At 70.6% G+C, this 13790-nt stretch carries 12 protein-coding genes and 1 pseudogene; 8 read left to right on the top strand and 5 right to left on the bottom strand.

The genetic code is table 11. The annotated features are described in order from the left end of the window. A pseudogene (locus tag ACGF8B_RS41200) lies at window positions 1–856 on the top strand (hypothetical protein); the annotation flags it as partial. A 201-nt stretch (window positions 857–1057) separates the two neighbouring features. On the opposite strand, the gene lysS reads toward ACGF8B_RS41200, so the two are convergent. Beyond that, window positions 1058–2824, bottom strand: a complete 1767-nt coding sequence (gene lysS, locus ACGF8B_RS41205; RefSeq protein WP_392747961.1) for a lysine--tRNA ligase — start codon at window positions 2822–2824, stop codon at window positions 1058–1060. Between the two features lie 157 nt (window positions 2825–2981). On the opposite strand from lysS, the gene argS reads away from it, so the two are divergent. Then, window positions 2982–4751: an arginine--tRNA ligase gene (gene argS, locus ACGF8B_RS41210; RefSeq protein ID WP_392748009.1), complete on the top strand. Its 1770-nt coding sequence runs from the start codon at window positions 2982–2984 to the stop codon at window positions 4749–4751. A gap of 78 nt (window positions 4752–4829) precedes the next feature. On the opposite strand, the gene ACGF8B_RS41215 is transcribed toward argS, so the two are convergent. Then, window positions 4830–6323, bottom strand: coding sequence for a helix-turn-helix domain-containing protein (locus tag ACGF8B_RS41215; RefSeq protein ID WP_392747963.1), 1494 nt, complete (start codon window positions 6321–6323; stop codon window positions 4830–4832). Window positions 6324–6631: 308 nt separating this feature from the next. Here ACGF8B_RS41215 and ACGF8B_RS41220 point away from each other — a divergent pair, with 308 nt between their 5' ends. Then, complete coding sequence (locus ACGF8B_RS41220; protein WP_392748011.1) at window positions 6632–7363, top strand: DUF4232 domain-containing protein; 732 nt, start codon at window positions 6632–6634, stop codon at window positions 7361–7363. An 89-nt stretch (window positions 7364–7452) separates the two neighbouring features. Here the strand turns inward: ACGF8B_RS41220 and ACGF8B_RS41225 are convergent, their stop codons facing one another. After that, window positions 7453–8640 (bottom strand): serine hydrolase domain-containing protein, encoded by a 1188-nt coding sequence (locus tag ACGF8B_RS41225; protein ID WP_392747964.1) that lies wholly within the window; start codon window positions 8638–8640, stop codon window positions 7453–7455. A 246-nt stretch (window positions 8641–8886) separates the two neighbouring features. Between ACGF8B_RS41225 and ACGF8B_RS41230 the strand changes: the two genes are divergently transcribed. After that, entirely contained in the window at window positions 8887–9615 is a 729-nt protein-coding gene (locus ACGF8B_RS41230) for a hypothetical protein (protein ID WP_392747965.1), read from the top strand. A gap of 237 nt (window positions 9616–9852) precedes the next feature. Here ACGF8B_RS41230 and ACGF8B_RS41235 read toward each other — a convergent pair whose 3' ends face one another. Together ACGF8B_RS41235 and ACGF8B_RS41240 are read right to left on the bottom strand one after the other, a co-directional pair. Next, a complete protein-coding gene (locus ACGF8B_RS41235) occupies window positions 9853–10470 on the bottom strand; it encodes a GNAT family N-acetyltransferase (protein ID WP_392747967.1) in 618 nt (205 codons plus the stop codon). 41 nt (window positions 10471–10511) lie between these two features. After that, window positions 10512–10988, bottom strand: a complete 477-nt coding sequence (locus ACGF8B_RS41240) for a hypothetical protein (RefSeq protein WP_392747969.1) — start codon at window positions 10986–10988, stop codon at window positions 10512–10514. Between the two features lie 81 nt (window positions 10989–11069). Between ACGF8B_RS41240 and ACGF8B_RS41245 the strand changes: the two genes are divergently transcribed. The 4 genes from ACGF8B_RS41245 (at window position 11070) to ACGF8B_RS41260 (ending at window position 13775) form a co-directional block, all read left to right on the top strand. After that, window positions 11070–11873, top strand: a complete 804-nt coding sequence (locus tag ACGF8B_RS41245; protein ID WP_392747970.1) for a HEAT repeat domain-containing protein — start codon at window positions 11070–11072, stop codon at window positions 11871–11873. A gap of 77 nt (window positions 11874–11950) precedes the next feature. Continuing rightward, window positions 11951–12775: a Scr1 family TA system antitoxin-like transcriptional regulator gene (locus ACGF8B_RS41250; protein ID WP_392747971.1), complete on the top strand. Its 825-nt coding sequence runs from the start codon at window positions 11951–11953 to the stop codon at window positions 12773–12775. Beyond that, entirely contained in the window at window positions 12772–13083 is a 312-nt protein-coding gene (locus ACGF8B_RS41255; protein ID WP_392747973.1) for a DUF397 domain-containing protein, read from the top strand. The genes ACGF8B_RS41250 and ACGF8B_RS41255 overlap by 4 nt, the downstream gene beginning before the upstream one ends. Before the next feature lie 29 nt (window positions 13084–13112). After that, window positions 13113–13775 carry a 1,4-alpha-glucan branching protein gene (locus ACGF8B_RS41260; RefSeq protein ID WP_392747975.1) on the top strand — a complete coding sequence of 221 codons (663 nt, stop codon included), beginning with the start codon at window positions 13113–13115 and terminating at the stop codon, window positions 13773–13775. The last annotated feature ends 15 nt before the right edge of the window (window positions 13776–13790 follow it).

A 13790-nucleotide genomic window follows, 5' to 3' on the forward strand; every position in this document is an offset into this window, starting at 1 on the left:
GCTGCGCCTGGCGAAGTACGGCGTCCCGCTCGCCGAGACCGCCCCGGCCGGCCTGGCCGCCGCGGGCATCGAACCCGCCCTGCTCCCCCCGGCCCAGGCCCTGGCCCAGGTCGAACCCGGCGAGCTCCAGCCCGAGTTGCCGTACGCGCCCGAGCAGCAGTACGCCGAGCAGTACGAACCGGACCACGCCCAGCACGAACACCAGCAGCAGCAGCAGCAACACCAGCAGGCCCAACCGCAACACGGTCACCCCTCCGACCCCGGCGCCGCCGGGGAGTTGCCCGAGGACTGGCAGCAGGAAGGGCCCGGCTCGCACGAGAGCCCCTGGTTCGCGGCACCCCGGGTCCCGGACGAGGCATACGAGAGCGCCTACAACCCGACGTACGTCGAGGGCCTGGAACCGACCCCGGTGATGGTCCCCACCGGACCCGGCGGCCGCACCCGCCCCCTGGGCAGCGTGGGCACGATCGGCGCCGTACCCGGCCCCCGTACCGCACAGCACCAGCAGCAGGACCCGGAACAGGCGCAGGAACAGGAACAGGGTCAGCCCCAGCAGAACCACGAGGACGGGGAACGGCTCCAGGAACAGCTCCAGCTCCAGGAGCGGCCCCAGGAGCCCGAGCCGGACCCCGCCGAGTGGGCGCAGGAGGACGCGGAGTTCGCCGCGATCGCGTACGAGGTGTTCGCCGCGTTCGTGAACCAGCACAACGACTACCCGAGCGTCGACGCCCTGGACATACACGTCACGGACGGCCACAACGTCAGGCACCCGCGCAGCGCGGCGCTGATCCGCCGCATGATGCCGGAGTTCAAGAACCGCTACCACGCGGAACTCGAAGCGGACCACATCGCCTGAGAGCCGCGAGCCACAGCACAGACAACACCGCGGACAACACCACAGCGACACCACAGCGACACCACAGCGACACCACAGCGACACCACAGCAACACCGAAGGGCCGCCACCCGATCCACCGGGTGACGGCCCTTACGTGAACAACGAACCGGATCGAACCGGAATGGACCGGAGTGGAACGGAATCGAACCGCTACGAACCGCTACGCGCCCAGCAGCCTGCGGACCCGGTCGGCGCCCACGGCCAGCAGCAGCGTGGGCAGTCGCGGCCCCGTGTCCCGGCTGACCAGCAGCCGGTACAGCAGCGCGAAGAACGACCGCTGCGCGACCTTCAGCTCGGGCGTCGGCTTGGCGTCCGGCTCCAGGCCCGCCAGGATCTTCGGCACGCCGTAGACGAGCGTGGTGAGCCCGTCCAGCGACCAGTGCGAGTCCAGCCCGTCCACGAGCAGCCGCAGCGACTGGCGGCCCTGCTCGTCCAGCGAACCGAGCAGCTCCTTGTCCGGCTCGTCGCGCACGATCGTGCGGGCATCGGCCGGGACCTGGTTGGTGATCCAGTTCTCCGCGCGGTCCAGTCGCGGCCGCGCCTCGTCCAGCGCGGTCAGCGGGTTCTCCGGGTCCAGCTCGCTCAGGATGCGCAGCGTCTGCTCGTCGTGCCCGGCCGTGATGTCGACGACCGAGGCGAGCGTCCGGTACGGCAGCGGGCGCGGCGTGCTCGGCAGCTCACCGGCGGCAGTGCCGACGGCCCGCGCGTACGCGGCGGCGTCGGCCGGCAGCACCGAACCGTCGGCGACCTTGCGCGCCAGCGAGTCCCACTCGTCGTAGAGCCGCTGGATCTCCTGGTCGAAGGCGATCTTGAAGGACTGGTTGGGCTTGCGGCGCGCGTACAGCCAGCGCAGCAGCGGCGCCTCCATGATCTTCAGCGCGTCGGCCGGGGTCGGCACGCCGCCCTTGCTGGAGGACATCTTCGCCATGCCGGAGATGCCGACGAAGGCGTACATCGGGCCGATCGGCTGCACCCCGTCGAAGATCTCGCGGACGATCTGGCCGCCGACGACGAACGACGAGCCCGGCGAGGAGTGGTCCACCCCGCTCGGCTCGAAGATCACGCCCTCGTACGCCCAGCGCATCGGCCAGTCGACCTTCCAGACCAGCTTGCCGCGGTTGAACTCGCTCAGCCGCACCGTCTCGGCGAAGCCGCAGGCCGTGCAGGTGTAGTTCAGCTCGGTGCTGTCGTCGTCGTACGACGTGACGGTGGTGAGGTCCTTCTCGCAGTTGCCGCAGTACGGCTTGTACGGGAAGTAGCCGGACGAGCCGCCGCTGCCGTCGTCCTCGCCGGCCGCGCCGGAGCCCGCCTCGGCCTCCAGCTCGGCCTCGTCGACCTTCTTCTGCTGCTGGGGCTTCTTGCCGCCCTTGGCGCCCGCGGCCGCCGGGTCCTTCTTCGTCCGGTAGCGGTCGAGGACGGCGTCGATGTCGGCGCGGTGCTTCATCGCGTGCAGGATCTGCTCGCGGTAGGTACCCGCCGTGTACTGCTCGGTCTGGCTGATGCCGTCGTACTCGACACCCAGCTCGTCCAGCGCGGCGGTCATGGCGGCCTTGAAGTGCTCGGCCCAGTTCGGATACGCGGACCCGGCCGGGGCGGGCACCGAGGTCAGCGGCTTGCCGATGTGCTCGGCCCAGGACTCGTCGATGCCCGGGACACCGTTCGGCACCTTGCGGTACCGGTCGTAGTCGTCCCACGAGATCAGGTGCCGGACGGTGTACCCCCGGCGGCGGATCTCGTCGGCGACCAGGTGCGGGGTCATGACCTCGCGGAGGTTGCCCAGGTGGATCGGGCCCGACGGGGAGAGGCCGGACGCGACGACGACCGGTTTGCCAGGCGCACGACGCTCCGATTCGGCGATGACATCGTCCGCGAAGCGGGAGACCCAGTCGGTCTCTGTGCTGCTCTGACTCTGAGCCACGGTCTGCACGTCCTTCTCTCTTGTAGGACTCGTAGGAAACACCCTTGTGGGACTCATAGGGGCACGCCCATTCTCCCAGGTCCCCCCGGCAGCGCGAAAACGGCTTTACACCCCGTGGGATACTGGGCGTGATCCCTTGTACTCCTACGGAAACGGCAGCCAGCTCATGGCCTCGGTCAATTCCCTCGCTTCCACGCTCCAGCAGCAGCTCGCGGACGCCCTGACGGCAGCCCTGCCGGATGCCGGCACCGCGGACCCGCTGCTGCGCCGAAGCGACCGGGCCGACTTCCAGGCCAACGGCATCCTGGCCCTCGCCAAGAAGCTCAAGGGCAACCCGCGCGAGCTCGCCTCGCAGGTCACGGCCGCGATCCCGGCGGGCGACCTGATCAAGGAGATCGAGGTCTCCGGCCCCGGCTTCCTCAACATCACGCTCACCGACAAGGCGATCACCGAGACCCTCGCCGCCCGCGCCGCGGACGACGCGGGCCGGCTCGGTGTGCCGTACAACAGCGCCGCCGGCACGACCGTCATCGACTACGCCCAGCCGAACGTGGCCAAGGAGATGCACGTCGGCCACCTGCGTTCCGCGGTGATCGGTGACGCGATGGTGCAGATCCTGGAGTTCACGGGCGAGTCCGTGGTCCGCAGGCACCACATCGGCGACTGGGGCACCCAGTTCGGCATGCTCATCCAGTACCTGACCGAGCACCCGGACGAGCTGACCCACGAGGGCGACGGCGAGGCGGACGGCGAGGCCGCCATGTCCTCGCTGAACCGGCTCTACAAGGCCTCGCGGGCGCTCTTCGACTCCGACGAGGAGTTCAAGGCCCGTTCCCGGGACCGCGTCGTGGCGCTCCAGGCCGGCGACGAGAAGACGCTCGCCCTGTGGCAGCGCTTCGTCGACGAGTCGAAGATCTACTTCTACTCGGTCTTCAACAAGCTCGACATGGAGATCCGGGACGCCGACATCGTCGGCGAGTCCGGCTACAACGACATGCTTGAGGAGACCTGCCGGATCCTTGAGGAGTCGGGCGTCGCCGTCCGCTCCGAGGGCGCGCTCTGCGTGTTCTTCGACGACGTGAAGGGCCCCGACGGCAACCCGACGCCGCTGATCGTCAAGAAGTCGAACGGCGGCTACGGCTACGCGGCGACCGACCTCTCCGCGATCCGCGACCGGGTGCAGAACCTCAAGGCGAGCACCCTGCTGTACGTCGTGGACGCCCGGCAGGCCCTGCACTTCAAGATGGTCTTCGAGACCGCCCGCCGGGCCGGCTGGCTGAACGAGGACGTCAAGGCCCTCCAGCTCGCCTTCGGCACGGTGCTCGGCAAGGACGGCAAGCCGTTCAAGACCCGTGAGGGCGAGACGGTCCGGCTGGCCGACCTCCTGGACGAGGCGATCGACCGGGCGTCCACCGTCGTCCGCGAGAAGGCCAAGGACCTCACCGAGGACGAGATCACCGAGCGCGCCACCCAGGTCGGTATCGGCGCGGTCAAGTACGCGGACCTGTCCACGTCGGCCGCCCGCGACTACAAGTTCGACCTGGACCAGATGGTCTCGCTCACCGGCGACACCAGCGTGTACATCCAGTACGCGCACGCCCGGTCCCGCTCGATCAAGCGCAAGGCGGGCGAGCTGAAGTCCCAGCCCCACCCGGAGCTGGAGCTGGCCCCGGCCGAGCGCGCGATGGCCCTGCACCTGGACCAGTTCGCCGAGGTCGTGGCCGAGGTCGCCGCCGCGTACGAGCCGCACAAGCTGGCCTCGTACCTCTACCAGCTGTCGTCGCTCTTCACGACGTTCTACGACCAGTGCCCGGTGCTCAAGCCCGAGGTGCCGGGCGACGTGGCCGAGAACCGCCTCTTCCTCTCGGACCTCACCGCCCGCACCCTGCACCAGGGCATGGAACTGCTCGGCATCCGGACCCCCGAGCGCCTCTGACCCCAGAGCGCCCCTGCCCGGGGCGCCCGCCCGTACGCACCGGCCCGGTGGCCGTGACCACGAGGGACGCGAGAGGCCCTAGTCCCACTCCTTGGTCACCCACTGGGCCGTGTCGTACCGGTACATGTACTTCGGCCGCGCCTGGATGCTGCTGGTACGGAACGGCTTCCCGCCGTCGTCGATGCGCAGCATCCCCGTCCGGCCGCCGCTGCTCCACTCCAGGTCCAGGTACCAGCTGACGTCGTGCCCCTCGACGTGGACCGTGAGGTCGAACACCTCCACGTCGGTGGAGGTCACCCTGAACGGGAAGTCCTTCGGCGGCACCCGTTCATCTCCCTGCTGCCCCGCCACCGGGGTGAGGCTCGGCCGGCTGTCGTCGAGGTCGACGTCGAAGGACTGCGGAGTCACACCGCTTCCGCAGCCCTCGCCCATCGAGTACGCCGACCACGCCAGCGGCGCCTTCCGGGACAGCGTCCGCACATGCAGTCCGTTCAGCACGACGGCCTGCCCCGACTTCCCCTGCACGGTGACTTCGAGCTGCATGCTGCCGCCGTCCACCCCGCCGAGCGCCTTGGCCCAGCCCCGGGTGCCCTGCGGCGAGGGCGGCGGAGGTACGTCCTCCGGCTTCTGGTCCAGTACGTAGTGCTGGCCGCAGGGCTCTTCCCAGTTGTACGAGCTGATCGTGGCGCTCAGCGGCACGCCCCCGCTCTGCTGCCCGCCCGGCCCGGCACCCGTGCCACGCTTCCCGGACGTGGCGGAGGCGCCGCCGGCCGGCGGGGACGAGACGGTCGCCGAGCCGGACGGTACGGGCTTGCCCGACTTCTTCGTCCTGCCGGGCGAGGCGGTGGTGCTCGGGTCGAGGCCGGACCGGGCGCGCGCGTCGTCCGGGTACTTCGGCTCCACGGCGGGGACGTTGCTGAGGTCGTCCTTGTCCGTGCCCGACAGATTGCTGACGACGATCGAGGTCGGCACGGTCAGCGCGACGACGGCGACGGCCGCGAGCAGCACCCGCGTCCGCGCGGAGGCCAGGAACCGCCGGGGCCGACGCGGCCCACCGGCCAGAATCGTGGGTTCGGATTCGGCTCCGGACAGCGATCCGGATGCGGTCCCGTCCTCGGCCCCGACTCCGGGCCTGCTCCCGGACACATCGCCACCGGCCCCGACCCCGGCCCTGTCCCCGGCCTCGTCCCCGGCCTTGTCCCCGGCCTCGTCCCTGAGACCCGCATCCCGCACCGGCTCTTCAGGAGCGGGCACAGCAGCCGGAACGGGCGCGGGAGCGGGAGCCGGAACGGGAGCAGCCGCAGGAGCGGCCTGGGCGGGGCGTCGCCGTGCCGCATCCGCGACGATCCACCGCCGGTGCAGCTCCACCAGCTCTTCCGGAGTCGCCGCGCACAACCGCGCCAGCCGCTCCACCGGGGCGTACTCGTTCGGCACCGCGTCACCGTTGCAGTACCGGTGCAGCGTCGACGTGCTGACGTGCAGTCTCCCGGCGAGCACCCCGTAACTGCGTCCCGAACGTTCCTTCAGTTCCTTCAGCAGAGCCGCGAATTCCCCGGCCTCCGGCGTCACCACTGCGGCGTTCCCCCTCCTGGTCCGTCCCGGAACGCCGTTCCAGGGACGTGGAATCTGCCCAGGTCACAGTACGCGCAGCCATTCCAGCATCCCCAATGGGCTGTTCGGCGTTGCGGCCGGAATCCGCCGCCCCGCAATCTGGGACCACACCGCAGCGACCACCGGGACAACGCAGTGCGAATCCACTTCCGCATCGAGCCCATCGATGCCGTGGCCATCGGAGTGGTGATCGTGTCCACCGCGATCGTCATGTTCCTGATCTGCCACAACTGACCGAACACCGACACCAGCACACGGGGAGTACCAGCATCATGCGCAACCACATCCGCACCACCGCCCTCGCCGCGACCGCCCTCCTGGCCGCCCTCTCGCTCACCGCCTGCGGCGGCAACGACAACGGCAACGACGGCAAGTCCGACGCGGCGGCTCCGGCAGCGAGCAGCACCGCCACCCCCGACACGGGCAAGGACGCCGGGGACGCGAAGGAGACCGGCGGCGGCAAGGCCGACGCGCCCGCCGAGAACGTCTCCACCGCCTCCAAGGGCTCCACCGGTGGCAGCGGAAGCGGGAGCGGCAGCGGGAAGAGCAGCTCCGGCGCCACCGGGGGCGGCAGCAAGTCCCCCGTCACCTGCACCGGCTCGAACACCAAGGTCACCGTCACCAAGGTGAGCCGCCCCATCAACCACCTGCTGCTCACCGCGACCAACACCGGTTCCGCCCCCTGCTACGCGTACCACGCTCCGGCGCTCCGGTTCGACGACGCCCAGGCCGCCTTCCCGGTCCTCCGCGACAGCATCCCGCAGGCCGTGGTCACCCTTGAGCCGGGCCAGTCCGCCTACGCCTCGATCGGGCTCTCCGGTGAGCCCGACGGACAGGAACTGCACAAGGGCACCCACCTCGCGGTGTACTTCGCCAACAAGGCCAACCAGGGCTCCACGGGCGCCTCCGCCGAGCTGACGCTCCCCGCCGGCACGTCCTGGGGCGACAACGGCTTCGTCACGTACTGGCAGAGCGAAATGGACGACGCCCTCACGTACTGATCCTCCGGTACCCGGTCCCGGTGAGGGCGGCGAGCGCCGCAGCCGTGCCGCGCAGGACCGCGTTGCCGCCCCACCCCGCCGCGGGCACGCTACGGGCGAGCAGAGGGGCGGCCCGCGGAGAGCGCCGTCCGGACGGCGCTCTCGATGTCATCGCTCTGGGCGTCCGAGCCTCCCGGGCCGAGATTGACCACGACCGTCGCCCGCCTGCCGTCGACCGTGGCACCGGCCATCGTCTCGTACCCCAGGAAGTCACCGCCGTGCCCCCAGTAGAGGCCGCCGCCGGGAAGCGTCCTGCTCTCCAGGCCGAGGCCGTACGCGCGGCCGCCCTTGCTGCCGGTGCTCCGGGTCTTCATCATTTCCCGGAGCTCGGCCGGGTGCAGCAGGTCGCCGCGCAGGAGAGCGCCCAGGAACCGGTTGAGATCGGTGCCGCTGGAGATCATCCCGCCGGCCGCACCGCCGACGGACGGGTCGACCTCCGTGATGTCCAGGAGCGGCGCGTCCTTGCCGGGCTGCGCGTAACCGCGCGGGTGCGGGCCGGGGATCGTCGAGTCGTCCGGCACGTACGTCTCGTGCAGGTGCAGCGGTTCGATGATGCGCTCGCGGACCTCCTCGGCGTACGTGTTGCCGGTCACCTTCTCGATGATCAGACCGGCGAGCAGGTAGTTCGTGTTGGAGTAGTCCCAGTCGGTGCCAGGCTTGAAGACTCTGGGGTTCTTGAGCGCCAGGTCCACGAGGTCGCGGGGGTCGTAGCGGACCAGCGGGTTCGAGACGACTTCCTGCGGCTTGAGGTAGTCGAGGAAATCGGGCAGGCCGCTGGTGTGCTGGAGCAGCTGACGGACGGTGATCTTCCGTCCGTCGTTGCCGTGTCCGCGGACGACGCCGGGCAGGTAGCGCTCCACCGGAGTGTCGAGGCGGACACGGTGCTCTCCCACCAGTTGGAGCATGGTCGTCGCCGTGAACATCTTGGTCATGCTGCCGATCCGGAACCTGCTGTCGCGGTCGACCGGCGCCTGGCTCTTCACGTCCGCGACACCGCTGGTCAGCACGGTGCTGCCGCGCCGGTCCCGCACCTCGACGAGGGCTCCGGGCGCGCCGTCGACGGTGGTCAGCCGCTGGAGGATCTCCTGCAACCGGGCGTGGTCGGTGGCGGACCCGTGTCCCGCGGACACCGCGGCGGTGGTCGTGGCGGCGGCGCTCCCCGGGAGCCCGGCCCCCGCGACGCCGAGCGCCACGGCGAGTGTGAGTGCACCGACCAGCGCCCGCTTGTGCTTCGTCACGTCTACGTCCTCAATCCTCGAAGTCCCGGCCGCGGTACTGCTCCTGATGGTCTTTCACATCCCGCTGCCCTGTGCCCCACACAGTGCCCGCCGGACGGGGGCCGGCACGATGGGGCGATCATCCGGATCGATGGTCGGGCTATCCCCCTGTCGCGGCGCCCGCGCCCCGGGTCCGTCGTACAACCCACGCTCCGGAGAGGGCAGTCGAACGTAGGATCGGAGATCGAGCCCGAGGGGGAGGGAACCGTGCGCACGGAGAGCAGTCGCATACCGACGTCATCACGCGGACACGCTGCCGCGACCGCCGCCGCGGTCGCCGCGCTGGTGCTGATCACCGGCTGCGGGAAGGCGGGCGACGGCCCTCCGCCGGACGTGACCCGGGCATCCGCCGCCGTCGCCTCCCCGACCCCCTCCGTGAATCCGTCGTACGGAGAGCAGTTCCTCGCCGAGGGCGAGTGCGCGGCCGCCGAGCCGGGCAAGAAGGACGTCTACCGCGAGGTCCCCTGCGACGGTCCCGAGGCCGTCGCGAAGGTCGTCGACCGGGCCGACATCGGCTTCCCCGAACCCTTCGAGGCCACCGCCTGTTCCGACAACACCGACTTCGCGGTCAACGTCCCGATCAGCATGGCGATCCTGGAGGACCGGCCGGTCTCCGGCGAGGGCTACGCCTGCATGCGCAACCTGAAAGCCCCGCACCCCGGCGACCCGGGCGGAGGCGGTGGCCCGCGGATCCAGGTCGGTGACTGCGTGCACAGCGCGGCCGGGAACGGAAGCTCCGCCTCGGAAGTGGCCTGCCGGGCCGAGGGCAGGAAGAACGGCGCCACCCACAAGGTCACGAAGGTCCTTGAGGACGCGATCGTGGGCGGCTTCGACGACCCGTGCGACGGCGAGGCGGACGCCATGTTCACCGAGAACTCGCTGATCGACGACGACCCGGTGCGCAGCGACCGCCTCCTCTGCGCCGACAAGCTCTAGAGCCGTACGGGAGGGGGCCGCCACGTCCGGGGCGGGCGACCGGGAGCGCCCCCGGCGGACCGACCCGGCTCAAGTCCGGGGCCTCCGTGGCCGCCGCCGCGCCCCCGGCCGTCTCGTGGCCGCCTCCTGGCCTTCTCCTGGCTGAACCACCACAGGAACAAGGGCCGTTCCGCCCCGGCGCAGGACGGGTGACCGGCGCCTGAGTCGGCGCCGGCCGGTCATTCCGTACGAGGGGTCTCAGACGCCGTCCGGCGTGCGGGGAGCTCGCCGCATGGCCCACAGCTTCGGTCCGCCGCCCGGCAGCTCCGCCTCGCCGAGCACGGTGAAGCCGAAGTGCTCGTAGAAGGGCAGGTTGTCCGGCTTGGAGGACTCCAGGTAGACCGGCAGGCCCGCCGCGTCGGCCTTGGCCAGGCCCGACCGCAGCAGCGCCGCCCCGTGCCCCTGCCCCCGGGCGGCCGGGTCCGCGCCGACCACCGCCAGGTACCAGTGCGGCTCCTTCGGCCCGTGCTCGGCCGCCGCCTCGACGGCCGAGCGGAACAGCGAAGCCCGATCGCCGAGGATGCTCTCCAGCTCCTGGACGGTCTCCGCGTCGGGAACGGCCTTCTCCTGCCCCTCCGGCGACACCCAGAACGCGGCCGCCGCACCGGTGCGTTCACACACACCGTGCCGGACGTACTGCCGGGCGAAGATCGTGCTGAAGTAACGGGCCATCCCCTCCTCGCGGGTGGCGTCCTCGGGGAAGAACCAGCGCATCATCGGGTCGTCGTCGAAAGCACTGGCCAGCATGCGGCCGATCTGCTCAGCATCGTCGGCCGTCGCCGTTTTTGGAGTGTTCGTCATCGACATACGGCTCATTCTGCACGCTTGATGATCAACAATGAACGCCGGGCGGCCCGTTACCCGGTCCAGGTCTCCACGGATCCGACGCCGTACGCGGGCACTCCGGGAAAGAGGTTCGACGGAGGGCGGCCGACGACCGCGACGTTCACGACCGTCATCCCGACCCGTCGGCGCCCGCTGGACGTGTCCCGCCGACGCCCGCTGGACGTGTCCCGCCGGCGCAACCACTGCCCGGACCGCAGCCAGCGGGCAGGAGGAGCGGTGGCCCGCCGGTTCCGATCGGCGAACACACGGACGCCGTCGGCCTCCATCGCGAGCCGCAACGGCGTGCCGTTCTCCAGCGGGCGAAGCCCTTCGAACGTACAAAAGCGCGGCACGAACCCGTTCACCTCGTCGCACTCCACGCGGCGGACAACGGGCCCGGACACCCCCTCGGGCAGCAGGAACCCCTTCGGCACCCGGGGCCGCAGCCGGGCACCCTCGCCGCCCCGCGACGACACGGACCACCGCACGACGATCATCTGCACGGCCACGCTGCCCGCGTCCCCACCGCCGGCATCCCAGAACAACACCGGCCCCGGCCGGCCGCACGCCCACTCGTTAGCATCGTCCGCATGGCGATGTTCGTGCACCTGACCCCCGCGGCGAACGCCTCACGCGTCCGCCGCTCCGGAGTACGGGCCATCAGCCACGGCCGCGACGCCTCACTGCCACGCGGCCTCTACTGCTTCCCCGTCCTCCCCTCGTACACCCTCACCCACCAGTGGCTGCGCGAACTGTCCCGGCGCAGCGGCCCGCGCGGACTCGTCGCCGTGCACATCCGCCTGCCGGACGACGAACCCGTCACCCTGGGCCGCTACCACCGCGACCCGGCGACGGTCACGGCCGCCGAGGCCGTACGCCGTCTCGCCGCCCTGCCCGACCCGCGCGGCTGGGAGGTGTTCGTCCCCCGGACGGTCACCAAGCGCGAGGTGCACCGCATCCGCGCGGTCAGCCAGGTCACCGGCTGGCGGTACTTCCCCGACTCCAACGGAAAGGTGCCCTGCACCTGCTTCGGCTGCCGGGTGCGCGGCGAGTACGGCTCGCAGCGCCTGCGGCAACGCCGCCCGCACCCGCTCGACGGCCCTCCCCCCGCCTCCGCGGTCCTCGTGCGCCGCATCGCCGCGGCGGGCAGCCCCGGCGACCCCGAACAGCTCGTCCAGACGCTGCACTGGTTCGGGTTGCGCCGACGCGGACCGGTCGACCAGCTGGCCCACCTCGCGGACCACCCGGACCCGAAGGTCCGCAGGGCCCTCGTATGGGCCGTCGAGAACTGGTCGTCCCGTGGCACCACGGAACTCCTCCACCGCCTCTCCCAGGACCCGGACGCGACGGTCCGGGAGGCCGTCGAATGGACTCCGCCCGAGCCCCGGTCCTGACCCCTGCGCACCCGTACGGATTTCTTGTACGGGTCGCGCGCGCGTGACCCGGGCGTGTACGTGGAAGTTCGCTCGGTATGCACCCCGGAAAGCGGAAGCGCAAGAACGCGTCGGCGTTGAAACTCGTGGGCAAACTGGTCGCCGTCTTCCGCAGGGCGGCCGGCCTGACCCAGACCCAACTCGCAGACCTGGTAGGCCATCAGGTGGAGACGATCGCCTCCATCGAACAGGGCAGACGGACGCTACTGCCCGAGCTCGCCGCCAAGTTGGACGACCTGCTGGACACCAAAGGCGCGTTGAAGGCAGCAGTGTCGGAGCTGCCGGACATCGACCTGATTCCGGCATGGGCGGAGGCGTACTTGGACCTGGAGCGGGAGGCGCTGGCGCTTTCCTGGTACGACAACCAGGTCATGCCGGGACTGCTCCAGACCGAGCGCTACGCCGAGGCAGTGTTTCGCAACCGGGTCCCGGCCTTCAGTGAGGAGAAGGTGGTCACCAAGACGGCAGCCCGCCTGGAGCGCCAGGAGATCCTTCATCGACCGCCACCCCCGACCATCAGCTTCGTCGTCTGGGAACCGGTCCTGATGCTCCAACTCCTCGACAACGAGGGGCATGTGGAACAGCTGCGCCACCTGCGCGCCTGCGCCGCACTTCCCGGCGTCTCCCTCCAGGTCCTGCCACTGAACCACCGCACCCACGCTGGCCTGAACGGCCCCTTCATCCTGTTGGAAACACCGGACTTCCAGCGGGTGGCCTACTCCGAGACACAGCGCGGCAGCCTGCTCGTCTCCGACCCCGACGAGATCAGCATCCTCGCCCAGAAGTATGCGATGCTGCGAGCCCAGGCCCTCAGCCCCGAAGCCACCGTGGGCCTGCTGGATCGTCTGCTGGGAGAGCAATGAGCACCACACTTGAGTGGTTCGAGTCCAGCTACAGCGGCGACGAGGGCGGGCAGTGCCTCGAAGTCGCCTACGAATGGCGCAAGTCGAGCTACAGCGGTGACGAGGGCGGCGCCTGTCTCGAAGTCGCCTACGACTGGCAGAAATCGAGCTACAGCGGCAGCGATGGCGGCGAGTGCGTCGAGATCGCCGCCCACCCCGCCGCCATCCACATCCGCGACTCCAAGAACCCCGACGGTCCCATGCTCACCGTCGCCCCCACCGCCTGGACGGCCTTCGCCGGTTTCGCCGCCGACCCGCGACTCGCCTGAACCCACGTCCCCGGGAGGAATACACCGCCATGGCTGTCATCCACCGCACCACCCTGACGCCCACCAAGCTGGAACTCCTCACCACCTGGCTGCCCGCACAGCCCTGGTACCGGGGCACGGGCCAGCAGCCCGAGCCGGCCCGGACCGGCGGATTCCGCCTGGACGACCCGAAGGGCGAGGTGGGCATCGAGTTCATGGTGGTCACCGACACGTCGGGGGACCAACCGATCACGTACCAGGTGCCGTTCAGCTATCGCGGAGCACCGCTCGCGGGCGCCGACGACGCACTCATCGGCACGACCGAGCACGGCGTGCTGGGGAAGCGCTGGGTGTACGACGGGGTACACGACCCGGTCGTCGTGGCCCAGCTCCTCGCCCTCGTCGCCGGCGCGGCCGAACCGCAGATGCAGAGCACGAGCCACACCCCTGACCCGTCCGTCACCGCCCGGCTCGACGAACCCGGCAGCACGGCGGAGGTCGCCTCCTTCACCACCGCCGACAGCGCGGACGGCACGGACATCCTGGTCACCACGGCACCCGACGGACGCGAACTCACCCTCCACGTCAACCGCGTGCTCCAGCCCGGGCAGAACGCCGACGGCCAGGCACTCGGCCACGTCACCGCGCCCGCACCACTGCCCGACGGCGCCACGGCGCCCACCGGGTTCGTCGTCGTTCACGCACACCCGTAGCCGAACCGCGGCGCC

This window comes from Streptomyces sp. NPDC047917, assembly GCF_043204345.1.
GTDB classification, from domain to species: domain Bacteria; phylum Actinomycetota; class Actinomycetes; order Streptomycetales; family Streptomycetaceae; genus Streptomyces; species Streptomyces sanglieri.